Raw genomic sequence first — 21,172 nt, 5'->3', positions numbered from 1 at the left:
CGCGCCTCCCGTCCGTCTGCTGGTCGCGTCAGAACCGCTCGCCGGTCGGGTCCTGCGCCGTCCGGTCGATGAGCTGCTCGCCGCCGACGGGCTCGCCCTCCCAGTCGACGAGGCGCCAGCCGTCGTCGAACGACCCCTCGAGCTCGACGATCCCGGTGTTCTCGAGGTGGCGCTTCGTGCCGAAGTGGTCCGGCGTGTTGTCGGCCGCGGCACTCGCCCACGTCCGGATGGCCGCTCCGTGGCTGACCGCGGCCGCCACGTCGACACCGGTCTCGAGGATCTGCCGGACCGCGTCGTCGTAGCGCGCGAAGAACTCGGTCCCGCTCTCGGCGCCGGGCATCCGGGTGGTGCGGTCCCCGAGCGACCAGCCGTGCACGGTCGAGATGTACGTCTGCACGGACACCTGGTCGCGCTTGCCCTGGGTGTCGCCGGCCTCGATCTCGCGGAGGCCCGGCAGGACCACCGGCTCGAGGCCGAGCGAGGTGGCGAGGGGCGCCGCGGTGATCTGCGTGCGGACCATCGTCGAGACGAACAGCCGCTCGATCCCCCGGTCGGCGAGCGCTGCCGGCAGGGCGTCGGCCTGCTGCTGCCCGAGTTCGGTCAGGCCCGGTCCGGGGACGACGGCGTCGAGCACGCCGTTCACGTTCGCTGGGGTCTGGCCGTGGCGGATGAGCAGCAGTCGCATGGAGCCACCCTACGGAACGCCGGTGACGTCACCCCTGCCGGGTGTTCCACCGGGGGTTCTGCTTGTTGATGACGTAGACACGGCCGCGGCGGCGGACCACCTGCGACCCCGGGATCTTCTTGAGCGCCTTGAGCGAGTTGCGGACCTTCACGAGCGACCTCCTGCGTCGGTGTCCTCATTGTTGAGAACGATGATCATGTACATTAGCCGACATGCGTCCCGCCGCCATCACCCTCGTCTCCGCCCTGCACGACGTCGACGCCGACCGCGTGGCCGTCCGGCTCGCGACCGGTCACCGGATGCACGCACCCGCGAACGCCGTCGCCGCGGTCCGAGCCGTCGCCGACCGCGCCGAGCACCTCGACCGGGTCTGCGGGCCGGATGCCGATCACGGACTCGTCGTCACACTCCCGCCGGGTGCCGACACCCGGGCGGTGGGGATGATGCTCGCCAACGCCGCGCGCGCGGAGACCGGCGACGACCGGGTGCTCCGCCACGTGGTGAGCGTGCTGCGCGCCGACGACGTGGCGCACCTGCTCTGGTCCGAGGTCGACGACGCGTTCGTCGCGGCCGACCGCGTGGCGTCGCTCGTCGAGTACGCCACGGTGATCGTCCTCGACCGGGTCGGCCCGGTGCCGCTGGAGCGCCGCCGCGGTCTGCTCGCGCTGCTCCACCGCTTGGCCCCGCAGGCGGTCGTCGTGGCGCTCTCGTCGATCCGGAGCGCGGCCGACCTGCCCGCGTCGAACGGCGGAGCGGCGCGGGTCCTCGCCCAGGGAGCGGGATGGATGCGCGCACTCTCGGGCTCGGTCGGACGGGACCCACGGGACGGCCTGGTCGCGCTGCGCTACCGGGAGCCGCTGCCCTTCCACCCCGGCCGCCTGGCGTCGGTGATCGAACGGGAGCTGGCCGCGGGGCGGAACGGCCGGGTGCTGCGGTCTCGGGGGTTCTTCCGGCTCGCCTCCCGGCCGGACCACGTCGGGTCGTGGTCGAGCCTCGGGGCGATGCTGGCGCTCGACCCGACCGCGAACCCGTCGTGGGACGCGGACGCGCCGATCGGGCAGGCGCTCTGGTTCGTCGGCGAGCGGTTGGACGTGCCGGCGATAGAGCGGGCGCTGGACGGGGCGCTCCTCACGTCGGACGAGCTGCTCGCGGGGCCGGAGGTGTGGCGCACGTGGGCCGACCCGTTCCCGGTGTGGCCGGCGCTCGACCCGTCGGAGGGGCACCGGCACGAGTGACGCCCGCGGCGGGTGCGGGTGCGCGCTCGGTCGGTGCGCGCGCATCATCCGACGAGACACGCGTCGATCGACTGGTGGAACGTCGCACCATGCGCAGGCATCAGGTGCATGCGCATCATCCGACGAGACACACGTCGATCGACTGGTGGAAGGTCGCACCATGCGCACAGACGCACGCACGCACGGGAGGCGCGGCGCGGGTCGGACCCGCACCGCGCCTCCCGTCCGTGGTCGCGTCAGCAGGCCGCGTCAGCGCACCGCGCTCATCTCCCGCTCGCGCGCACGGCGGGCAGCGTCCTCGGCGGCGAACGGCAGGTCCCCCAGGTCGAGGTTCGGGTTCGTGTCCTGCGTGAGGACGAGCTCGCGAGCTTCCTCCGCGGTCTCCACCGCTGGCATCGACCCCGGCAGCGGGCGTCGCGAGGACTCCTTCATGCAGAACACCCCGATCGCCCCGACGACGCTCATCGCCATCAGGAAGTACGCCGGCGCGAGCTCGTCGCCCGTCGCCGTGAGCAGGGCCTGCACGATGAGGGGCGTGGTCCCGCCGAACACCGCGATCGCGATGTTGTAGGCGAACCCCATGCCGCCGTACCGGGTCGACGTCGGGAACAGCGCCGGCAGCGAGGCCGCCTGGTTCGAGACCCACAGCGCCGTCATGAGCGCGAGGAGCCCGAGCCCGGCGAGCGTCGACCACTGCGCGCCGTGCCCGATCAGCAGGAACGCCGGGACGACGAGCACGACGGTGGTCGCGGCACCGATCCACATCACGACGCGACGGCCGAGCTTGTCGGACAGCTTGCCCGTGAGCGGGAGCATCACCGCGAGCAGCACGAGCACCGGGATGGTGAGCAGCGTGCCGTCGAGCGCCGAGTAGCCGAGCGAGTCGGTGAGGTACGTCGGCATGTACGAGGTCAGCGCGTACCCGACGGTGTTCGACGCGGCGACGAGCATCACGGCGATGACGATCGGGCGCCAGTGGTCGCGGACCATGACGAACACGTTCGCCGGGCGCTCCCCGGACAGCGAGGCACGGGTCTCGGACGCGGCCTCCTGCGCGGCCTGGGTGGCCTGGAACACCGGCGACTCCTCGATGCGCAGGCGGAAGTAGATGGCGACGACGCCGATCACCCCGGCGGCGAGGAACGGGAAGCGCCAGCCGTAGGCGGTCATCGCCTCCTCGCCCAGGGTGAGCTGCAGCACCGACACGACGGTGGCCCCGAGCGCGAAGCCCAGGTAGCTGCCGAAGTCGAGGATGCTGGCGAAGAAGCCGCGGCGGCGGTCCGGCGCATACTCGGTCACGAACGTCGTCGCGCCGGCGTACTCACCGCCGGTCGAGAAGCCCTGCGCGAGCTTCAGCACGACGAGGACGATCGGCGCGAACACCCCGATCGTGGCGTAGGCGGGCAGCGCCCCGATGAGGAACGTGGACGCCGCCATCATGATGAGCGTCGTCGCGAGGACCTTCTGCCGCCCGATGCGGTCGCCGAGACGACCGAACACGATGCCGCCGAGCGGCCGGGCGATGTACGTCGCCGCGAAGACACCGAGGCTGAACAGGATCTGGACCGAGGGTTCGGCCGTGGGGAGGAAGACCTTCCCCATCGTGACGGCCAGGTAGCCGTAGACGCCGACGTCGTACCACTCCATGGTGTTGCCGACGACCATGCCGCTCACGGCACGGCGCATCATGCTCTTGTCGACCACGGTGACGTCGCTCTCGCGCAGGCGTCGGTGCGGTCGGGTGGGGGTACTGCTGGGATCGGAGCCCATGCATCTCTCCTCGAGGATCGGCGGGCCGACGGGTACCGGCCCGGGAACAGCGGACGACGTTACCGAGCAACCGAAATGTCATTGGCCGGTGATTCACAGGAACCGGCGTGTCACCCGAACGGGGGTCATCGCCGATCGCCTCGGGCACGCGGATCGGGACGGACGGTAACGAGCACATAACATCCACTCATGGCGATCGAACCCGAGACGAAGAACTGGACGTGGGTCATCGAGTCCGCGTGCCCCGAGTGCGGCTACGACGGCAGCACGGTCACGATCCGCGACGTCCCGGGGATCATCGACGCGAACACCTCGGCGTGGCCAGCGGTCCTCGACCGTGCGGACGTGCGCGACCGCCCCGACGACCACACCTGGTCACCGCTCGAGTACGCCGCGCACGTGCGTGACGTCCACCGGAAGATGGCGGAGCGGCTGACGCTCATGCTCACCGAGGACGCCCCGACCTTCCCGAACTGGGACCAGGACGCCACGGCCGTCGAGGACCGCTACGGCGAGCAGGACCCCGCCACCGTCGTGCGGGAGCTCGGCGAGGCGGCGCACCGTGCTGCCCGGGCCTTCGACGACGTCCGGGAGGACCAGCTGGGACGCACCGGCCTCCGGTCGGACGGCAGCGCGTTCACCGTCGCCACGCTCGCCACGTACTACGCGCACGACCCGGTGCACCACCTGTGGGACGTGCGGCGCGCGCAGTAGACGTACCGCCTGTGGGCCTGGAGGCGCGGTGCGGGCCCGCACCGCGCCTCCGGGCCCACAGGTGGGAACCGCTCAGGCGAGCGCGTCCAGCAGGGCGCGCGCCGTGGCCGCGTCGGTGACCAGCTCGTTGACGAGACGCCCGCGGACGGCCCCGACGATGCTCGACACCTTCGCGGCACCGACCGCGACGCCGATCGCGTGCGGGACGGCGGAGAGGACCTCGCGGGAGGTGCGCACCATCCGGTCGCTGCCCGGGAACTCGATCGCCGAGCCGTCCGCGGCGTAGAAGTTGAGGCAGACGTCACCCGCCGCCTGGTCGAAGACCGCGTCCTCGACCGGGACGCCCCGCGCGAGTGCGTCCCGGGTCGGGGTCGGCGCGCCGATGCCGAGGATGGCGCCCTTCGCCCGACCCCACAGGCCGACGACGTGCTGGAACGCGGGGTCCTCGTCGAGCGAGGACCGCATCGCCGGTGACGGCAGGGCCTGCGCGAACAGGAACGCCGGGATCGCGCCGGAGTGCTCGGCGGCGGCGCGGGTGATCTCGTTCGTCTGGAACCACGGCATCGGGTCGGCCTGCCCGCCGACCGTCGGGACGAGCTGCACGCCCGGCAGTTGCGGCATGCCGGCGTGGGCGACGTCGTACACCGTCCGACCCGACGACATGAGCACGGCGTCGCCCGGCACGAGCCCCATCCCCTCGACCGCGGCGGCGAGCGGGGCGGCGAGGTCGGCGCCGAGCGTGGCGGTGTGCGTCACGGCGGCGAGGTGCACGGCACGGAGTCCGAGCACCACCTGCAGCCGCTCGGCGAGCGCGACGGTCTCGTCCTGGAACGGGTCGACGACCTCGATCCGGACCAGGCCGGCCTTCCGCGCCTCGGCGACGAGCCGGCTGACCGTCGGACGGGACACTCCGAGGCGCGAGGCGATCTCGACCTGGGTGGCGTCCTCGAGGTAGTACATCCGCGCGGCCTGGTAGACGGTGTCGAGCGGGAAGCGGGTCCGGGCACCCTCGGCGGCGGGGTTCTCGGCGGACATGGGGCGATCGTAGCCCTGGCACGCGTCAGCGGATCGTGAACCCGCCGTCCACGCGGAGGTCGGCGCCGTTCACCATGGCGCTCGACTCCCCGGCGAGGAACAGGACGGCGGCGGCGATCTCGTCGGGTGTCGCGAACCGTCCGGTGGGGATCTCGTCCTGGTGGCGCAGGCCCTTCTCGTTCGCCCACGCCCCGCGGCCGAGGTCGGTCAGCACGACCGTCGGCGACACGGTGTTGACGGTGACGCCCCGTCCGCCCCACTCGAGCGCGAGCACGCGGGTGAGCCCGATGACGCCGGCCTTCGACGCGCAGTACGCCGCGTGGCCGTCGATGCCGACGTGCGCTGCCTGCGAGGCGATGTTCACGATCCGGCCGTACCCGGCGGCGAGCATGTGGCGCCCGACGGCCTGGGCGACCCGGTAGGTGCCGGTGAGGTTGACGTCGATGGTCGTGGCCCAGGCACCGGGGTCGAGGTCCTCGGCGGGGGCGAGCAGCGCGACGCCGGCGCAGTTCACGAGGACGTCGATCCGGCCGGCGGCACCGGTGACGGCGGCGACCGCGCGGGCCACCGACGTCTCGTCCGTGACGTCGCAGCCGAGGCCGAGGTGGGCCGGTTCGCCGGGGGTCGGCAGCGCTGCCGCGGCGGCTGCTGCGCCGTCCGCCCGCACGTCGACGACGGCGACCCGGGCACCGCGGGCCGCGAGGGCCACGGCGATCGCGTTGCCGATGCCGGACGCCCCACCCGTGACCACCGCCGTGCGGCCGCTGAAGTCGTTCGTCAGGTCGATCGTGTCCGGGCCCGGTCGGAGGGCTGCGGCGAAGTCGGTGGTCATGTTCGCTCCCTTGCGTTGCGCCGACCGTACCAGAAATTGTGTTCTGGACAAACGTTCCGCGAGGTGTACAGTCGTCGCCGAAGCACCCCGACGAAGGAGCAGCTCATGTCGACGACGACCGAGAACGCGACCACCACGGCCGCGACGCCCACCGAGATCCCGACCACGATGCGCGCCGTCGTGGTCCACGGCCCCGAGGACTACCGCCTCGAGACCCGCCCCGTCCCGACCCCCGGACCCGGCGAACTCCTGCTCCGCACCGACGCCGTCGGCATCTGCGCGAGTGACCTGAAGTGCTACCACGGCGCCGCGAAGTTCTGGGGCGACGAGAACCGTCCGGCCTGGGCTGAGAAGGACCGGATCCCCGGCCACGAGTTCGTCGGCACGATCGTCGCCGGTGACGACGCCGCCCTCACCAAGCGCGGGGTGTCCGTGGGCGACCGGATCGCCTGCGAGCAGATCGTGCCGTGCTGGGAGTGCCGCTACTGCCTCGAGGGCGCGTACTGGATGTGCAACGTGCACGACATGTTCGGCTTCAAGGGCTACGACGGCGCGATGGCCGAGTACGTCCTGGTGCCCGCGAAGGCCCTGACCCACCCGGTGTCGAGCGCCCTCCCCGGGCAGGTCGCCGCCTTCGCCGAGCCGCTCTCGTGCGCGTTCCACGCCGTCGAGCGGGGCGACATCAAGTTCGGCGACACCGTGGTGATCGCCGGCGCCGGGCCGATCGGGCTCTCCGCGATCGCCGGTGCTCGCCAGAAGAACCCACTGCGGATCATCGCGCTCGACGTCGTCGAGGACAAGCTCGAACTCGCCCGCAAGGTCGGTGCCGACATCACGATCAACATCGCCCAGGACGACGCGGTCGCCCGGGTCAAGGAACTCACCGACGGGTACGGCGCCGACGTCTACATCGAGGCGACCGGGCACCCGTCCGCGGTCCCGCAGGGCCTCAACCTGCTCCGCAAGCTCGGCACGTTCGTCGAGTACTCGGTCTTCAAGGACAACGTGTCCGTCGACTGGTCGATCATCTCGGACGACAAGGAGCTCGACGTCCGCGGTGCCCACCTCGGCCCGCACACCTGGCCGGCGGCGATCAAGCTGCTCGAGGCCGAGACCCTGCCGATGTCGGAGATCTGCACGCACCAGTTCCCGCTCGAGCGCTTCCAGGAGGCCCTCGACCTCGTCGGCGACTCCGCGGGCGCGAGCGTCAAGGTCTCGATCATCCCGTCCCTGCAGGCCTGAGCCGCAGCCACCACAGGAGTCAGCAAGCATGTCAACGACGACACAGCGCGCCACCGGTGCGCCGACGATGCCCCGCACCGAGGGCCGGCTCGACAAGATGGGCATCCCCCGCCCGCTCGCCCTCGGCTTCCTCGCCGTCCTGGTCTTCATGACCGGCAACGGCGTCGAGTCGAACTTCATCACGCCGCACATGGTCGCGGTCCTCGGCTCCCCCGAGGCCACGGTCGCGACGATCGTCACGTTCTACAGCCTCGCCGCCCTGGTGGGGAGCTACGTCTCCGGCGCACTCGCCGACCTGATCGGTCCGCGACGGGTGATGATCCTCGGGTTCGCCGTCTGGGTCGTGTTCGAGGTCCTGTTCCTCATCGCCCTCGGACTCGGCAGCGTGCCGTTCGCCGCCGTCGCCTACGCGATCCGCGGCTTCGGGTACCCGCTGTTCGCCTTCGCGTTCCTGGTCTGGGTGAACATCACGACGCCCGTGGAGCGCAACGGCTCGGCCGTCGGCTGGTTCTACGTCGCCTTCACCGGCGGTCTGCCCACGCTCGGCTCGCTCTTCGCGATCGGCGCCATCCCGGTGTTCGGCGGCGGCACGGTCGGTGAGACCGGCGCGATGATCGCCTCGATCGGCCTCGTCGTGATCGGGTTCCTCATCCTGCTGTTCGGGGTGCGCCTGCCGAACGGGTTCTCCCGCATCGCACCGGAGGGCGAGAGCGCCTGGCGCGTGCTGACGAGCGGCATCCGCCTGACGGCCACGCGACCGAAGATCCTGATGGGCTTCCTCGTCCGTCTGATCAACACCGCGCCGGAGTTCGGCATGTTCGTCATCCTCCCGGCGGTGATCGCGAACGAGCGCGGTTGGGGCCAGAGCCGGTGGCTGCTCATGACGGTGTGCGTCTACGCGACGAACATCCTCGTGAACGCCCTGTTCGGCTGGGTCGGCGACAAGATCGGCTGGCAGCGCACCGTCAAGTGGTTCGGCATCGTCGGGTCCGCCCTCGGGCTCATCGCCTGGTGGTACGTCCCGCAGCTCGTCCCCGCCGGGTCCGACTGGGGCTACGTGCTCTCCGTCGTCGCCGGCTGCGTGTTCGGCTGCCTGCTCGCGGGCTTCGTCCCGATGGGCGCGATCATGCCGGCGCTCGCCCCCGAGCACAAGGGCGCCGCGATGGCGATGTACACCACCGCCGCCGGCGGAGCCGCGTTCCTCGGCACGGGCGTCGTCGCCGCGGTGCTCGCCCTGGGCGGTGGCGGCCAGGCCGTGACCTGGACGTTCGTCGGCCTGTACGCCTGCGCGTTCGTGATGATCCACTTCCTCAAGGTCCCGCAGGGAGACCGAGGACACTGAACCCCGGGCGACGGCGGCCGTCCCGCCGTCGCCCGGTGCACCACCCCCACTCGATGCGAAGGACAAGCACCATGACCACGATCCACGACGACCCGGAGGAGTTCGCCGAGGACCAGCTCGCGGGCTGGCTCGCCCTCTACGCCGACCGGGTCCGCGGTGTCCACGGCGGCGTCGTCGCCCTGCCGACCGAGGGCGCCGAGCCGCAGGTCGCGGTCGTCGTCGGCGGCGGTTCCGGCCACTACCCCGCGTTCTGCGGCGTGGTCGGGCCGGGGTTCGCCACCGGGGCCGTCGTCGGCAACATCTTCACCTCGCCGTCCACGGCGCAGGTCTACTCGGTCGCCAAGGCGGCGGACCAGGGGAAGGGCGTCGTGCTGTCGTTCGGCAACTACGCCGGCGACACGATGAACTTCGGGCTCGCGGCCGAGCGGCTGAACGCCGAGGGCATCGACACCCGCATCGTGGTCGTCACCGACGACATCGCCAGCGCCGACGAGGAGTCGAAGCGCCGCGGCATCGCCGGTGACTTCTCGGTCTTCAAGGCCATGGGTGCCGCGGCGGCCGCCGGAGCCGACCTCGACGAGGTCGAGCGCATCGGCACCGCGTCCAACCGGGCGACGCGCACCATCGGCGTCGCGTTCTCCGGCTGCACGATGCCCGGCGCGACCGAGCCGCTGTTCACCGTGCCCGAGGGCCACCTCGGCCTCGGGCTCGGCATCCACGGCGAGCCGGGCATCGAGGACGTCCCGCTCCTCCGTGCGACCGAACTCGCGTCGCTCCTCGTCGAGCGGCTGCTCGCGGACCGCCCGGACGCCGCCGGCCCCCGGGTCGCGCCGATCCTGAACGGTCTCGGCGACACCAAGTACGAGGAGCTCTTCCTGCTCTGGGGCCGTGTGCTCCCGCTCCTGCAGGACGCCGGGATCGAGGTCGTCGAACCCGAGGTCGGTGAACTCGTCACGAGCCTCGACATGGGCGGCTGCTCGCTCACCCTGCAGTGGCTCGACGACGAGCTCGAGACGCTGTGGAGGGCCGACGCGTACACGCCCGCGTACCGCAAGGTGGCGGCGCCGGTCGCGGCGCTCGTGCCGGCCGACGCCGTGGACGCAGCCGAGGACGAGGCGACGGTCGTGCCGGACGCGAGTGGCGCCTCCAGGCAGGCCGCGCAGACGGCGCGCGCCGCGATCGAGGCGGTCGATGCGCTCCTGCGGGAGCACGAGGAGGAGCTCGGCCGCATCGACGCGGTCGCCGGGGACGGCGACCACGGACGCGGCATGGTGAAGGGGATCGGTGCGGCCCGCAAGGCGGTCGACCGGGCGGGCCAGGAGGCAGGGGTCGCCTTCGTCCTCGGACGCGCCGGTGACGCGTGGGCCGAGTTCGCGGGCGGTACCTCCGGGGTCCTGTGGGGTGCGGCGCTCGAGGCGTTCGGCCGGTCGCTCCGCGACGACCGCTCCGCGTACGAGGCGTCCGACGTCGTCGAGGCGGCGCAGGCGTTCGCGGACTCGATCGTGCACCTCGGCGGGGCGTCCCGCGGGGACAAGACGCTGCTCGACGCGCTGCTCCCGTTCGTCGACGAGCTGCGGAGCGGCGTCGATGCTGGTACGCCGCTCACCGAGGCGTGGCAGGCTGCCGCGCAGGTCGCGGTCACGGAAGCAGCTGCGACCGCAGACCTCAAGCCGAAGGTCGGGCGTGCCCGGCCGCTGGCGGAGAAGAGCCTGGGGACACCCGACGCGGGTGCCACCTCGATGGGGATGATCCTCACGCGGGTCGGCGAGGTCCTCGCCACCCGTGCAGCAGACAAGGAAGGGACACACGCATGACGTACCGTCTCGTGGTCGGTTCGGACGACGCAGGGTTCGACTACAAGGAGATCATCAAGGCCGACCTGCTCGCCGATCCGCGGGTGGAGTCCGTGGTGGACGTGGGGGTCGACGCGGACGGGCACACCGCCTACCCGCACGTCGCCGTCGACGCCGCACGGCTCGTCGCGAACGGCGAGGCGGACCGGGCGATCCTGATCTGCGGCACCGGACTCGGCGTCGCGATCAGCGCGAACAAGGTCCCGGGCATCCGGGCCGTCACCGCGCACGACTCGTTCAGCGTCGAGCGCTCGATCCTGTCGAACGACGCCCAGGTCCTCTGCATGGGCCAGCGCGTCGTCGGCGTCGAGGTCGCCCGGCGCATGGCGAAGGAGTGGCTCGGCTACGAGTTCGACCGCTCGTCCGCGAGCGCGTCGAAGGTCGCGGCGATCTGCGAGTACGACGGCAGCGCGCCGGCGGGCGTGGACGCGTCCGCTTAGCGCGCTCGCGTAGGGCCGCCGCGCCCCGCGTGGGCCGCCGCGCGCCGCACAACCAAAGTGGGCCCGAACCGCGTCTTTCCGCGGTTCGGGCCAACTTGCGTTGTGCCGCAGCGACCGGCACCACGTCAGCCGCGCGCGGCCAACCGGTGCACGACGGCCTTCGTCGCCTCGTACAGCTCGCGGTAGTCGCGGTAGCCAGGCTCGTACGCCGCCGTCGCCGCGGGATCGGGCTCGATGCGCGCGGCCGGTGGGTTCCACGCCGAGACGTCCACGTCCGCGACGAGCCCGGCCGCGAGGAGCGCCGACCCGTAGCACGCACCGATCGTCACGCTCGGGACCGTCTGCGGCAGCCCGGTGACGTCCGAGACGATCGTCGGCCAGAGCCGTCCGAGCAGCCCGCCGCCGGCGCCGACGAGCTCGTGGACCTCGACCCCGGCCTCGCGCAGCACCTCGACGTTGTGCCGCACCGCGTAGGCCGTCGCCTCGAGCGTCGCCCGGTACAGGTCACCGCGGGTGTGCCGCACCGTGAGGCCCGCGATCACCCCGCGTGCGTCCGGGTCCGCGATCGGGGTCCGCTCCCCCGCGAAGTACGGCAGCATCAGCAGGCCGTTCGCCCCGATGCCGGCGCAGCGGGCCTCCTCGAGCATCGTCGACCACTCGCCGTCGACGAGCCGCCGGAGCCAGTCGGTGATCGCCCCGGAGGTCGCCATCCCACCGGCGACGCTCGGCTGCCCCGGACGAGTCCCGACGGTGGTCCACATCCCCGGTACCGAGACCGGCTCGTCGGTCGGCGCGATCATGAACATCGTCGTCCCGTACTGCAGAAACATCCGACCGGGTGCCGCGGCTCCGACGCTCACGCCCTCGGCCCAGGCGTCGATGGTCCCGGCCGTCACGGGGATGCCGACCGGGAGGCCCGTGGCCGCAGCCGCCGCGGCCGTCACGGTGCCGGCCCGGTCACCCGACCAGACCAGTCGCGGCATGGCGAGCCCCGGCGCGAGCCGTTCGCACCACGCGTCGATCCAGGTGTCCTCGTGCACGTCGTAGAGCGGTGTGCACTGGCTCGCCGAGTGGTGGTCGAGGACGTACTCCCCCGTCAGCAGCTCCACCACGCGTGACGACGGCATCGTGAACCGCGCCGCACGCGCCCACACGTCGGGTTCGTGCCGGGCGACCCAGGCGAGCTTGACCCCGGCCGCCTGCGTGCTGAGGGCGGAGCCGCACCGGGAACGGACCGCGTCCTCGCCGCCGAGCTCGGCCGTCACGGCGGGGAGCATCTCGGCCGTCCGGGTGTCCACGCCGTACAGGATCGCGGGCCGCAGCGGTTCCCCGGCGTCGTCGGTGAGGAGCACGCACGGGCCGATGCCGCTCACGCCGACGGCCTCGACCTCGGCGTCCGGCACCCGCTCGAGCAGCTCACGGGTCAGGGCGGTGAACTCGTCCCACCACACCGCGGCGTCCATCTCGACGAGCCCCTGCTCCGGCCGGTCGACCTCGTGCCGTCGTCCGACCTCGGCGATCACCGTGCCGTCGAACCGCGTGAGCAGCGCCTTCGTGCTCGACGTCCCGATGTCCAGACCGAGCACCGCCCGCATGCCGCCTCCTTCGCCGCCACCGACCCGCGTCGGTCGCCCCCGAGTCTACGAACGCCCAGCCCACTGTCGGCGGGCCGACGTACCGTACTGCCGACTCCGAATGCTCCACCGAGGGGAAACCGATGAAGAAGTCAGCCTGGCTGCCCGCCGTCATCGCACCGGTCGTCGTCGCCGGCGCCGTCGCTGCGCCGATGATCGCGAACGCGTCGAGCGACCCGGTCGCGGGGACGAACCCGAGCGCGGCGGACGTCATCGCCAGCATCGCGGGGTCGTCCGACGCGAAGTACTCCGGCAAGCTCGTGCAGACGAGCGACCTCGGCCTGCCGGAGCTCCCGACCGGGTCCGGAGGCTCCTCGCTCGAGGGCGACGCCTCCGACGCGCTCGGCCTCCTCACCTCGTCGCACACCGCCCGCGTCTACGTCGACGGCTCCGACAAGCAGCGCGTCCAGCTGACGCAGCAGCTCGCCGAGCAGGACCTCGTCCGGAACGGGTCCGACGTCTGGACCTGGGACTCGAAGGAGCGCACGGCGACGCACGTCACCCTCCCGAAGGACGCCCGGACGCCGGAGTACGGCGCCGCGACGCCGTCCGACATCGCCAAGCAGGCGATCGACGCGATCACGCCGAGCACCACGGTGTCGAAGCCGAAGGACGTCCGGGTCGCCGGCCACGACGCCTGGCAGATCACCCTCACGCCGAAGTCGACGGGCACGCTCGTCGGGTCCGTGCGCCTGGCGGTCGACCAGCAGACCGGCCTCCCGCTGCGCGTCACGATCGCGGCGAAGGGCCAGTCCGACCCCGCCGTCGAGGTCGGCTTCACGAGCCTGCAGTACGGCGCGCCGGCCGCACGCCTGTTCGACTTCACGCCGCCCACGGGCGCGACGGTCGAGACGAAGGACCTCTCCGACGCGGCAGCCCACGGCACGGGCGACGCGCAGCACCGACACGGACGCACCGGCGACGAGCCGACGCTCACGGGGACGGGCTGGAGCACCATCGCCGAACTGCCGAAGGGCTCGGTCGACCAGACCGCGCTCGGCGACGACGCCAGCGGACTGCTCGACCAGCTGACCCGTTCGGTCGACGGTGGCCGCGCGGTGCAGACCTCGCTCGTCTCGGTCTACCTCACCGACGACGGCCGGGTCCTCGCGGGCGCGGTCCCGGTGTCGGCGCTGGTCGCCGCAGCCGAGTGAGCACGCCCGACGCAGCCCTCGCGATCCGCACCACCGGACTGGCGAAGGTCTTCCGCAAGCAGCGCGCGGTCGACGGGATCGACCTCGCCGTCCCGCGCGGCGCGGTGTTCGGCTTCCTCGGGCCGAACGGCTCCGGCAAGACGACGACGATCCGCATGCTCCTCGGGCTCTCCAGCGCGACGGGCGGCACGATCGAGGTGCTCGGCGAACCGATGCCGAAGGCCCTCCACGACGTCCTGCCGCGCGTCGGTGCCCTCGTCGAGGGTCCGGCGTTCTACCCGTACCTCTCCGGCCGCGCGAACCTGTTCCGGTTCGACGCCGCCGACCCCACCTCCGACCCACGGACCCGCAAGACCCGGGTGGCGAGCGCCCTCGACCGCGTCGGGCTCTCGCACGCGGCCGACAAGAAGGCGCACGCGTACTCGCTCGGCATGAAGCAGCGGCTCGGGCTCGCGAACGCCCTGCTCGCCCCGCGGGACCTCCTCGTGCTCGACGAACCGACGAACGGCCTCGACCCCCAGGGCACGCGCGAGGTCCGCAACCTCATCCGCTCCCTCGCCGACGACGGCACGACCGTGTTCGTCTCGAGCCACCTGCTCGCCGAGATCGAGCAGGTGTGCACGCACGCCGCCGTGATGCGGACCGGCAAGCTCGTCGCGCAGGGGCCGCTCGACGAGCTCCGCGCCGCCGGTGCCCGGACGGTCACGGTCCGGACGCCCGACCTCGGGCAGGCCGGCACCGTGCTGAGCCGTCTCGGCCTGACCCCGCGGCACGAGGGCGGTGCCGACGTCCTCGTGGCCGACCTGCCACCAGAGGTCCTGCCCGAGACCATCACGACCGAGCTCGTCCGCGCTGACGTCCGGGTGCGCGGGCTCACCGTCGGCGGCGGCACCCTCGAAGACCTCTTCGTCGCCCTCACCGGAGAGGGCTTCGATGTCGCAGCCTGACGCCGCCACCGTGCCGACGGACGACCCGCAGACGCACGACGTCCGCGCCTCCCCGCGTCCCCGCCAGCGCCCCTTCGCACTCCTCGGCTCCGAGCTCGCCCTCGTCTTCCGACGCCGCCGCACGTGGGCGATGCTCGGGGCGCTCGCCCTCGTGCCGATCCTCATCGCCGTCGCCGTCCGTCTCACGACCGGCGACGACTCCGGCGGTCCCGCGTTCCTCGGCGACATCACGAACAACGGGCTGTTCGTGGCGTTCACCGCGCTGACCGTGTCGATCCCGCTGTTCCTGCCGCTCACCGTGGGCGTGGTCGCGGGTGACACCGTCGCGGGCGAGGCCAGCCACGGCACCATCCGCTACCTGCTCGTGGCCCCGACCGGCCGCGTGCGGTTCATCCTCGTGAAGTACGCCGGGGCGGTGGCGTTCTGCCTCGCCGCGACGCTCCTCATCGTCCTGGTCGGCGCCGCGATCGGAGCCGTGCTGTTCCCGATCGGCCCGGTGACCCTGCTCTCGGGCACGCAGGTCGACGGCTGGTCCTACGCCGGCCGGGCCGTGCTGCTCGCGCTCTACGTGACGCTGTCGATGCTCGGGCTGTCGGCGATCGGGCTGTTCGCCTCGACCCTGACGAGCGTGCCGGTCGGTGCGATGGCCGCGACGGTGGTGCTCGCCGGGGCGTCCCAGGTGCTCGACCAGCTGCCGCAGCTCGACTGGCTGCACCCGTACCTGTTCTCGCACCAGTGGCTCGGGTTCGGCGACTTGCTCCGCGACCCGATCGCGTTCGACTCGTTCGGGTCGAACGCCGTGCTCCAGCTCGGCTACGTCGTCGTCTTCGGCGCGCTGGCGTACAGCCGGTTCACCACGAAGGACGTCCTGAGCTAGGCGCTCGGGCTCGCCGACCCGCCCGCCATCGTCTCGGAGTCGCTCCCCCGCGCGTCGGCGTACCGGTCGCGCAGGTCACGGGCCTTCTCCGAGCGGTACCAGTCCATCCGTGCACCGGTCTCGACGGTCTGCATCCCGATCACGACCTTGCCGCGGGACTTCATCTCGGCGAGGTCCTCGTACGCCTCGACGATGTACTCGAACGGGTAGAACCCGGAGATGAGCACCTGCACGCGACGGTCCTGCACGGCCTTCGCCAGGAGGGTCAGGAGCTCCCGGGTCTCCTCGTCCTCGGCCGGCGCCCGCAGGAACCGGATCTCGATGTCGCGCCGTGCCTCGGACGACACGAACCGCCCCGGTGCGACGCCGAGGCGTTCCGCGAGTTCCTCGGCCCGGCTCTCCCCGTGGTTGTCGATGAACGCGGTGATCGGGCGACCGTCCGCGATCGCACGGATGCGTTGCTCCTCGCCCTCGCCGTACACGACGGGCAGGGTGCCGATCTGGCGGAGGTAGTCGTGGTTGCGCGCACTGCCGAGCGCGATGACGGTCGCCCCGGCGTCGTGCGCGAGCTGGCACTCGATGTGCCCGACGCCGCCGGCCGCGGCGGTGATGACGACGGTGTCCTCCGGTCCGAGCTTGAGGCTCCGGACGACCGACACCGCGGTGCACCCGGCCAGGTAGAGGCCGCCGGCGACCTCCCAGCCGACGTGCTCCGGCTTCTTGATGACGGCAGCACGCGGCACGACGAGCCAGGTGGCGTGCGACCCGCCGGTCGGTGCGTGCCCCATCACCTCGTCGCCGACGCGCAGGTCCTTGACCCCGTCACCGCGTGCCCGGACGATGCCGGCGAAGTCGACGCCCTGACGAGCCGGGAACGTGAGCTCGATGTGGTCCTGGAGCTTGCCCTCCCGTAGGAACCGTTCGATGTGGTTGAGCCCCGCCGCGACGATCTCGACGACGATCTCGCCGGGACCCGCCTCCGGGCGTTCCTGCGGGACGAGCTCGACGACGTCGAAGTCGCCGTACCGGTCGTACTGCACTGCACTGCCGATCCGCATGGGGTGCTCCTTCGCTCCAGGTGTGCCACCGGCCTACTCGGAGTTCCCGACTGCAACCCGAACGCGCGGGGTACCGGCGTCCGCACACGACGGACGGGAGGGACGGTGCGGGCCCGCACCGTCCCTCCCGTCCGACGAACGGTGCGTCTACTGCCCGGTGGACGCCTCGATGACGCGCGCCACGGTGTCCGCGTCGAGCGCGAACGCGAGCGGGTCCGCGTCCGGCCGCGGCACGCGGACCGGGGTCGACCAGACCGAGCCGTCCTCGGCGACGTCGACGACGAGCGCTCCGGAGTCGACGTACGCGGACTCCTCGTCGTAGGCGCCGGTGACGTCGGTGTCGTTCGCGACACCGGGCGCGACGAGGACGGGCACACCCGCGAGGGTCCCGGCGAAGTGGTGGTGGTAGTGCCCCGCGAGCACGACCCGGACGTCGGAGCCGCGGATCGCGTCGGCGAGCGCCTCCGGGTTGCGGAGTCGGAGGGCCTCGTGCAGCGCGGTCGGTGCCGGCAGCGGCGGGTGGTGCAGCACGACGACGGTGCCGTGCGGCGCGTGGTCGCCGGCGAGCGCGGCGCGGAGTCGTTCGAGCGACGCCTCGGCGATCTCGCCGTAGCCGACCCCGGGGACGCTCGTGTCGACCGTGACGATCCGCCGACCAGCGACGAGTGACTGCCCCCAGACCGGCACGGTCGGCGGGTGGTACTCCATGGTGTGCATGAGCGGCCGGCCGCCCTCGCCGAGGACGTGGCCGTTCGCGAGGACCTGTCGGAACCCCTCGCGGAGGTCGTGGTTGCCCGGGACGGTGACGAGCGCCGCACCGTGGCGTTCCGCCCAGCCGCCGACGCGCTCGAGCACTGCGGCGTACGACTCCGGAGTGCCGTCCTCGGAGACGTCGCCGGACACCACCACGAGCCCGATCCCCGGGACGCCGTCGACCCGGGCGAGCACGCCCTCGAGTGCGGCGGTCGTGTCGACGGACCCCTGGTGCAGGGCACCGTCGCCCGTGAGGTGGGTGTCGGACAGGTGGAGGACGCGGAGGGTCCCGGCTGCGGGCTGCTGCATGGCCCCACGGTAGCGAGGGCGCCTTGCAGTCCCCGGTGCCCCGCGGACGTCGTTCAGTGAGCAGGAATGGTCGGGTCCGGCGACGGGACCCGACCATTCCTGCTCACGATGCGCCCGACGCGAGCTGGTCCTCGAGGTTGAAGACCTCCGGCAGCACGCGCGCCGCCTGGTCCGCCCGCCCGGTCGCGCCGTCGAACAGGTCCTGCATGTGCGCCTCCCACGCGGCGGCCACCTCGGACGCGGCGAGCGACGCGTCGGCATCCGCCACCGAGTCCGTCTCGTAGTACCCGATGAGCAGGCCGTCGTCGTCGAGGAACAGCGAGTAGTTCCGACGTCCCGCGGCCGCGATCGCCCGCAGCATCGCCGGCCAGACCGCCGCGTGCCGCTCGCGGTAGGCGTCGAGGTGCTCGGTCCCCACCTGCAGGCGGAAGCAGACGCGGGTCACGTGATCCGCGCCTCCAGTGCCGTCCGGGAGGCGCGGATCACGCCGGTCCGCGTCGCTCACCGTGGCGTCCGCTCGTCTCGCGCACCCCGCAGCGTCTGCTGGCGCGCGGCGTGCTCCTCGGGCGTGCGGACCGTGCCGGTCGCGCTGGTGACGGTGCCGTAGCGTTCGGCTTCGATCTCCTCGAGGGTCTTGCCCTGCGTCCGCGGCGCCCAGATCGTCCCGACCAGGAACGACAGGGCGAGCAGGCCGAGGATGAGCCCGCCGAGAGCACGGAGCCCGATGTCGGAGAGCAGGAGCGGGAACCAGATGCTCAGCAGGCCGACCATGACCCGCGCGGCGAGGAACAGGACGCCCTGCGCGCTCGCCCGGTACCGGGTGGCGAACAGCTCGCTCGTCCAGAGCCCGTAGAACGCCTGTGCGCCGATGCCCGACGAGATCCCCCACGCGATCGCGAAGAACAGCAGCGTGCCGAGGTTCGCGGGCGCGTAGATGAGGACGGCCCAGGCGACGACCGCGAGCGCGGCGCCGATCGCGTAGAGCCGCCTCCGGCTCATCCGGTCGGCGAAGCGCATGAACCCGAAGTACGTCGCGGCGACGGTGCAGCCCCACACGAGGATCTGCAGCCCGTACTGCTCGGTGACGCTCGTCACGCCGGTGGCGGAGTAGACGCGGGGCTGGAAGATGCCGGCCTGCCCGGCCACGGTGTTCCAGAGCGCGTAGACGCCGAACAGGAACAGCATCGCGGTGAGGTTCTTGCGGCGGCTGAACAGCTGGGTGAAGCCGTGGAAGAAGTTCGCGGAGCCGGTGGCCGCGCGCTCGTCCTTCCAGATCGTGGACTCGGGCAGGCCGCGTCGCAGCCACCACACGATCGCGGCGACGACGAACAGGTGCGCGAAGATCAGGCGGCTGCCGAGGAGCCCGAGCGGCGCGGCGGCGATGGCCAGGGCGAAGCCGACCATGGGGCCGATCGACCAGGCGAGCTGCGCGGTCCCGACGTGGGCAGCGCGCTTGTCGGCCGGGGCCTGCTCGGCGATGTAGGTCCAGCTCGCGGGGACGCCCGCACCGACCGCGATGCCGGTGAGGATGAACCCGACGAGGAGCATGCCGTAGCTGCCGGCGAACACCGCGAGCAGGATCCCGAGCATGTAGAGCAGCAGGTCGTAGGTGTAGATGAACTTCCGGCCGTAGCGGTCGCACAGGGGTCCGCCGATGATGGCGCCGGCCGCTGCGCCGAACGCGTTCGCGGACAGGCTGGCGAGGAGCCCGACCTGCAGGTCGCCGACGTGGAACTGCGCCTGCCAGAGGCTGAGGCTCGTGGCGATCGCGATGATCGACCCCGACTCGATGTAGTTCGACATGGCGACCGAGATCGTCGCCTTCCAGCCCGTGGTGTTGCGGGCTCCGATACGGACCGCCATTGGTCCTCCGTTCGCGTGTTCGTCAGTGAATCGTTTCAACGGTGCTGCGGAGACGGTACTCGTCGTTCGGCCGGAGGGCAAGTCGCTCCACCGGAACGCCCGCCCCGATGCCAGGATGACCCCATGGCAGTGAGCGTTCGGGACGTCGCAGCGCTCGCCGGCGTGTCACTCGGCACCGTCTCGAACGTGCTGAACCGTCCCGACAAGGTGGCACCGGGGACCGTCGAACGCGTGCAGTCCGCGATCGCCGAACTCGGGTTCGTCCGCAACGACTCCGCCCGCCAGCTCCGCGCCGGCCGCAGCTCGACCGTCGGGCTCATCGTGCTCGACGGCGGCAACCCGTTCTTCACCGACGTCGCGCGCGGCGCCGAGGACGCGGCCATGCAGAAGGGCCTGGCCGTCCTCGTCGGGAACTCCGACGAGTCGGTCGACCGCGAGCACACCTACGTCGACCTCTTCGAGGAGCGACGCGTCGCCGGACTCCTCATCTCCCCCGCCGGGGACGACCTCGGCCGCCTCGAGCGCCTGCGCGACCAGGGCACCGCCGTGGTCCTCGTGGACCGCCGTGCCGACGACGAGCACTTCGCGTCCGTCTCCGTCGACGACGTCGCCGGAGGCCGCATCGCCGTCGCACACCTCACCGCGATCGGACGCCGGCGGATCGCCTTCGTCGGCGGCCCGTTCGGCATCCGGCAGGTCACCGACCGCCACTCCGGCGCGGTCGCCGCGGCCGAGGCGGCGGGTGCGGCGCTCGAGGTGATCCCGACCACGTCGCTCTCCGTCCTCGAGGGTCGGCGCGTCGGCGAGGAGATCCAGGCCCGCCCGGCCGCCGACCGCCCGGACGCGGTGTTCGCGGCGAACGACCTGCTCGCCGTCGGCCTCGAACAGGCGTTCATCATGCGCGGGTCGATCCGGGTGCCGGAGGAGATCGCGATCGTCGGGTACGACGACATCGCGTTCGCCGAGGCCGCGGTCGTCCCGCTCACCTCGGTGCGGCAGCCGGCGCAGGACCTCGGGCGGCGGGCGATCGAGCTGCTGCTCGCCCAGGTGGACCAGGGGCAGGGCACGGACCAGCTGCACGTTGAGTTCACGCCCGAGCTCGTCGTGCGGCAGTCCACCGTCGCCGAGCGCTGAGGCGCGCTGGGCGCTTTGCGCTTCGCCGCGCGCCCGTGATCGTGCCGCCGGAGCGACAGGACACAGGAAGGCCCCGGCATCCGTGCCGGCAGAGCGACAGACCCCTGGCAACCGTTCGCGGCACACCATCGCGTTCGCGGACCGGGCGGCGAGCCGCGTCGGACGGGAGGCGCGGGTCGGCGCCGCACCGCGCCTCCCGTCACGGCCGTCGCCCCGCTGGCGCGGTGCGCCGGAACCGGCTGGTGGGGCCCACCTCCTGTCCGGCGGACGGCCGGGAGGGCGCGCCGGTCCGCCG

Annotated in this window: 20 protein-coding genes; 10 read left to right on the top strand and 10 right to left on the bottom strand. The window is 72.3% G+C overall.

Going from position 1 to position 21,172, the window contains the following annotated elements; all coding sequences use genetic code 11:
* Positions 1-28: 28 nt before the first annotated feature.
* Complete coding sequence (locus tag BIV03_RS10345; RefSeq protein WP_070418258.1) at positions 29-685, bottom strand: histidine phosphatase family protein; 657 nt, start codon at positions 683-685, stop codon at positions 29-31.
* 28 nt (positions 686-713) lie between these two features.
* Positions 714-836, bottom strand: a complete 123-nt coding sequence (gene ykgO / locus BIV03_RS10340) for a type B 50S ribosomal protein L36 (protein ID WP_022905672.1) — start codon at positions 834-836, stop codon at positions 714-716.
* Between the two features lie 61 nt (positions 837-897).
* Here ykgO and BIV03_RS10335 point away from each other — a divergent pair, with 61 nt between their 5' ends.
* A complete protein-coding gene (locus tag BIV03_RS10335; protein ID WP_071295627.1) occupies positions 898-1,920 on the top strand; it encodes a GTP-binding protein in 1,023 nt (340 codons plus the stop codon).
* Between the two features lie 249 nt (positions 1,921-2,169).
* Here the strand turns inward: BIV03_RS10335 and BIV03_RS10330 are convergent, their stop codons facing one another.
* Complete coding sequence (locus BIV03_RS10330) at positions 2,170-3,690, bottom strand: MFS transporter (RefSeq protein WP_071295626.1); 1,521 nt, start codon at positions 3,688-3,690, stop codon at positions 2,170-2,172.
* A gap of 189 nt (positions 3,691-3,879) precedes the next feature.
* Here BIV03_RS10330 and BIV03_RS10325 point away from each other — a divergent pair, with 189 nt between their 5' ends.
* On the top strand, positions 3,880-4,404 hold the full coding sequence (locus BIV03_RS10325; protein WP_071295625.1) for a DinB family protein: 525 nt from the start codon (positions 3,880-3,882) through the stop codon (positions 4,402-4,404).
* A 72-nt stretch (positions 4,405-4,476) separates the two neighbouring features.
* Here the strand turns inward: BIV03_RS10325 and BIV03_RS10320 are convergent, their stop codons facing one another.
* Together BIV03_RS10320 and BIV03_RS10315 are read right to left on the bottom strand one after the other, a co-directional pair.
* Positions 4,477-5,439, bottom strand: coding sequence for a sugar-binding transcriptional regulator (locus BIV03_RS10320; RefSeq protein ID WP_070418254.1), 963 nt, complete (start codon positions 5,437-5,439; stop codon positions 4,477-4,479).
* Between the two features lie 25 nt (positions 5,440-5,464).
* Positions 5,465-6,271, bottom strand: a complete 807-nt coding sequence (locus tag BIV03_RS10315) for a GolD/DthD family dehydrogenase (RefSeq protein ID WP_071295624.1) — start codon at positions 6,269-6,271, stop codon at positions 5,465-5,467.
* A 105-nt stretch (positions 6,272-6,376) separates the two neighbouring features.
* On the opposite strand from BIV03_RS10315, the gene BIV03_RS10310 reads away from it, so the two are divergent.
* From BIV03_RS10310 to BIV03_RS10295, 4 genes are all read left to right on the top strand, one after another.
* Positions 6,377-7,513 carry a zinc-binding dehydrogenase gene (locus tag BIV03_RS10310; protein ID WP_071295623.1) on the top strand — a complete coding sequence of 379 codons (1,137 nt, stop codon included), beginning with the start codon at positions 6,377-6,379 and terminating at the stop codon, positions 7,511-7,513.
* Positions 7,514-7,541: 28 nt separating this feature from the next.
* Positions 7,542-8,855, top strand: coding sequence for an MFS transporter (locus BIV03_RS10305; RefSeq protein ID WP_217637371.1), 1,314 nt, complete (start codon positions 7,542-7,544; stop codon positions 8,853-8,855).
* Between the two features lie 71 nt (positions 8,856-8,926).
* Complete coding sequence (locus BIV03_RS10300) at positions 8,927-10,669, top strand: dihydroxyacetone kinase family protein (protein WP_071295622.1); 1,743 nt, start codon at positions 8,927-8,929, stop codon at positions 10,667-10,669.
* Complete coding sequence (locus tag BIV03_RS10295) at positions 10,666-11,148, top strand: ribose-5-phosphate isomerase (protein ID WP_071295621.1); 483 nt, start codon at positions 10,666-10,668, stop codon at positions 11,146-11,148. The genes BIV03_RS10300 and BIV03_RS10295 overlap by 4 nt, the downstream gene beginning before the upstream one ends.
* Before the next feature lie 125 nt (positions 11,149-11,273).
* Here BIV03_RS10295 and BIV03_RS10290 read toward each other — a convergent pair whose 3' ends face one another.
* The gene (locus tag BIV03_RS10290; protein ID WP_071295620.1) at positions 11,274-12,743 is read right to left on the bottom strand and encodes an FGGY-family carbohydrate kinase; all 1,470 of its coding nucleotides are present in this window, start codon (positions 12,741-12,743) and stop codon (positions 11,274-11,276) included.
* 122 nt (positions 12,744-12,865) lie between these two features.
* Here BIV03_RS10290 and BIV03_RS10285 point away from each other — a divergent pair, with 122 nt between their 5' ends.
* From BIV03_RS10285 to BIV03_RS10275, 3 genes are read left to right on the top strand one after another with little or no spacing between them, the layout of a single operon-like run.
* On the top strand, positions 12,866-13,936 hold the full coding sequence (locus BIV03_RS10285) for a sigma-E factor regulatory protein RseB domain-containing protein (protein ID WP_071295619.1): 1,071 nt from the start codon (positions 12,866-12,868) through the stop codon (positions 13,934-13,936).
* Positions 13,933-14,883: an ABC transporter ATP-binding protein gene (locus tag BIV03_RS10280; protein ID WP_071295618.1), complete on the top strand. Its 951-nt coding sequence runs from the start codon at positions 13,933-13,935 to the stop codon at positions 14,881-14,883. The genes BIV03_RS10285 and BIV03_RS10280 overlap by 4 nt, the downstream gene beginning before the upstream one ends.
* A complete protein-coding gene (locus BIV03_RS10275; RefSeq protein ID WP_071295617.1) occupies positions 14,870-15,760 on the top strand; it encodes an ABC transporter permease in 891 nt (296 codons plus the stop codon). Before BIV03_RS10280 ends, BIV03_RS10275 begins: the two co-directional genes overlap by 14 nt.
* Here the strand turns inward: BIV03_RS10275 and BIV03_RS10270 are convergent.
* The 4 genes from BIV03_RS10270 to BIV03_RS10255 form a co-directional block, all read right to left on the bottom strand.
* Complete coding sequence (locus tag BIV03_RS10270) at positions 15,757-16,818, bottom strand: NADP-dependent oxidoreductase (RefSeq protein WP_071295616.1); 1,062 nt, start codon at positions 16,816-16,818, stop codon at positions 15,757-15,759. The genes BIV03_RS10275 and BIV03_RS10270 overlap by 4 nt on opposite strands.
* A 147-nt stretch (positions 16,819-16,965) precedes the next feature.
* On the bottom strand, positions 16,966-17,880 hold the full coding sequence (locus BIV03_RS10265) for a metallophosphoesterase (RefSeq protein ID WP_071295615.1): 915 nt from the start codon (positions 17,878-17,880) through the stop codon (positions 16,966-16,968).
* Positions 17,881-17,983: 103 nt separating this feature from the next.
* Positions 17,984-18,325: an L-rhamnose mutarotase gene (locus BIV03_RS10260; protein ID WP_071295614.1), complete on the bottom strand. Its 342-nt coding sequence runs from the start codon at positions 18,323-18,325 to the stop codon at positions 17,984-17,986.
* A 56-nt stretch (positions 18,326-18,381) separates the two neighbouring features.
* Positions 18,382-19,743: an MFS transporter gene (locus tag BIV03_RS10255; RefSeq protein ID WP_083403349.1), complete on the bottom strand. Its 1,362-nt coding sequence runs from the start codon at positions 19,741-19,743 to the stop codon at positions 18,382-18,384.
* 123 nt (positions 19,744-19,866) lie between these two features.
* Between BIV03_RS10255 and BIV03_RS10250 the strand changes: the two genes are divergently transcribed.
* Complete coding sequence (locus tag BIV03_RS10250; protein WP_071295613.1) at positions 19,867-20,877, top strand: LacI family DNA-binding transcriptional regulator; 1,011 nt, start codon at positions 19,867-19,869, stop codon at positions 20,875-20,877.
* Positions 20,878-21,172: the final 295 nt, after the last annotated feature.

The organism is Curtobacterium sp. MCBA15_016 (genome assembly GCF_001865105.1).
In the GTDB taxonomy this organism is placed as follows: domain Bacteria; phylum Actinomycetota; class Actinomycetes; order Actinomycetales; family Microbacteriaceae; genus Curtobacterium.
This window is presented reverse-complemented; position numbering and strand designations above follow the sequence as displayed.

What these genes read in the sequence shown, in the direction of transcription:
- BIV03_RS10345 (WP_070418258.1), bottom strand. Translation starts at nt 685, where the DNA reads ATGCGACTGCTGCTCATCCGCCACGGCCAGACCCCAGCGAACGTGAAC.
- BIV03_RS10335 (WP_071295627.1), top strand. Translation starts at nt 898, where the DNA reads ATGCGTCCCGCCGCCATCACCCTCGTCTCCGCCCTGCACGACGTCGAC.
- BIV03_RS10330 (WP_071295626.1), bottom strand. Translation starts at nt 3,690, where the DNA reads ATGGGCTCCGATCCCAGCAGTACCCCCACCCGACCGCACCGACGCCTG.
- BIV03_RS10325 (WP_071295625.1), top strand. Translation starts at nt 3,880, where the DNA reads ATGGCGATCGAACCCGAGACGAAGAACTGGACGTGGGTCATCGAGTCC.
- BIV03_RS10320 (WP_070418254.1), bottom strand. Translation starts at nt 5,439, where the DNA reads ATGTCCGCCGAGAACCCCGCCGCCGAGGGTGCCCGGACCCGCTTCCCG.
- BIV03_RS10315 (WP_071295624.1), bottom strand. Translation starts at nt 6,271, where the DNA reads ATGACCACCGACTTCGCCGCAGCCCTCCGACCGGGCCCGGACACGATC.
- BIV03_RS10310 (WP_071295623.1), top strand. Translation starts at nt 6,377, where the DNA reads ATGTCGACGACGACCGAGAACGCGACCACCACGGCCGCGACGCCCACC.
- BIV03_RS10305 (WP_217637371.1), top strand. Translation starts at nt 7,542, where the DNA reads ATGTCAACGACGACACAGCGCGCCACCGGTGCGCCGACGATGCCCCGC.
- BIV03_RS10300 (WP_071295622.1), top strand. Translation starts at nt 8,927, where the DNA reads ATGACCACGATCCACGACGACCCGGAGGAGTTCGCCGAGGACCAGCTC.
- BIV03_RS10295 (WP_071295621.1), top strand. Translation starts at nt 10,666, where the DNA reads ATGACGTACCGTCTCGTGGTCGGTTCGGACGACGCAGGGTTCGACTAC.
- BIV03_RS10290 (WP_071295620.1), bottom strand. Translation starts at nt 12,743, where the DNA reads ATGCGGGCGGTGCTCGGTCTGGACATCGGGACGTCGAGCACGAAGGCG.
- BIV03_RS10285 (WP_071295619.1), top strand. Translation starts at nt 12,866, where the DNA reads ATGAAGAAGTCAGCCTGGCTGCCCGCCGTCATCGCACCGGTCGTCGTC.
- BIV03_RS10275 (WP_071295617.1), top strand. Translation starts at nt 14,870, where the DNA reads ATGTCGCAGCCTGACGCCGCCACCGTGCCGACGGACGACCCGCAGACG.
- BIV03_RS10270 (WP_071295616.1), bottom strand. Translation starts at nt 16,818, where the DNA reads ATGCGGATCGGCAGTGCAGTGCAGTACGACCGGTACGGCGACTTCGAC.
- BIV03_RS10265 (WP_071295615.1), bottom strand. Translation starts at nt 17,880, where the DNA reads ATGCAGCAGCCCGCAGCCGGGACCCTCCGCGTCCTCCACCTGTCCGAC.
- BIV03_RS10255 (WP_083403349.1), bottom strand. Translation starts at nt 19,743, where the DNA reads ATGGCGGTCCGTATCGGAGCCCGCAACACCACGGGCTGGAAGGCGACG.
- BIV03_RS10250 (WP_071295613.1), top strand. Translation starts at nt 19,867, where the DNA reads ATGGCAGTGAGCGTTCGGGACGTCGCAGCGCTCGCCGGCGTGTCACTC.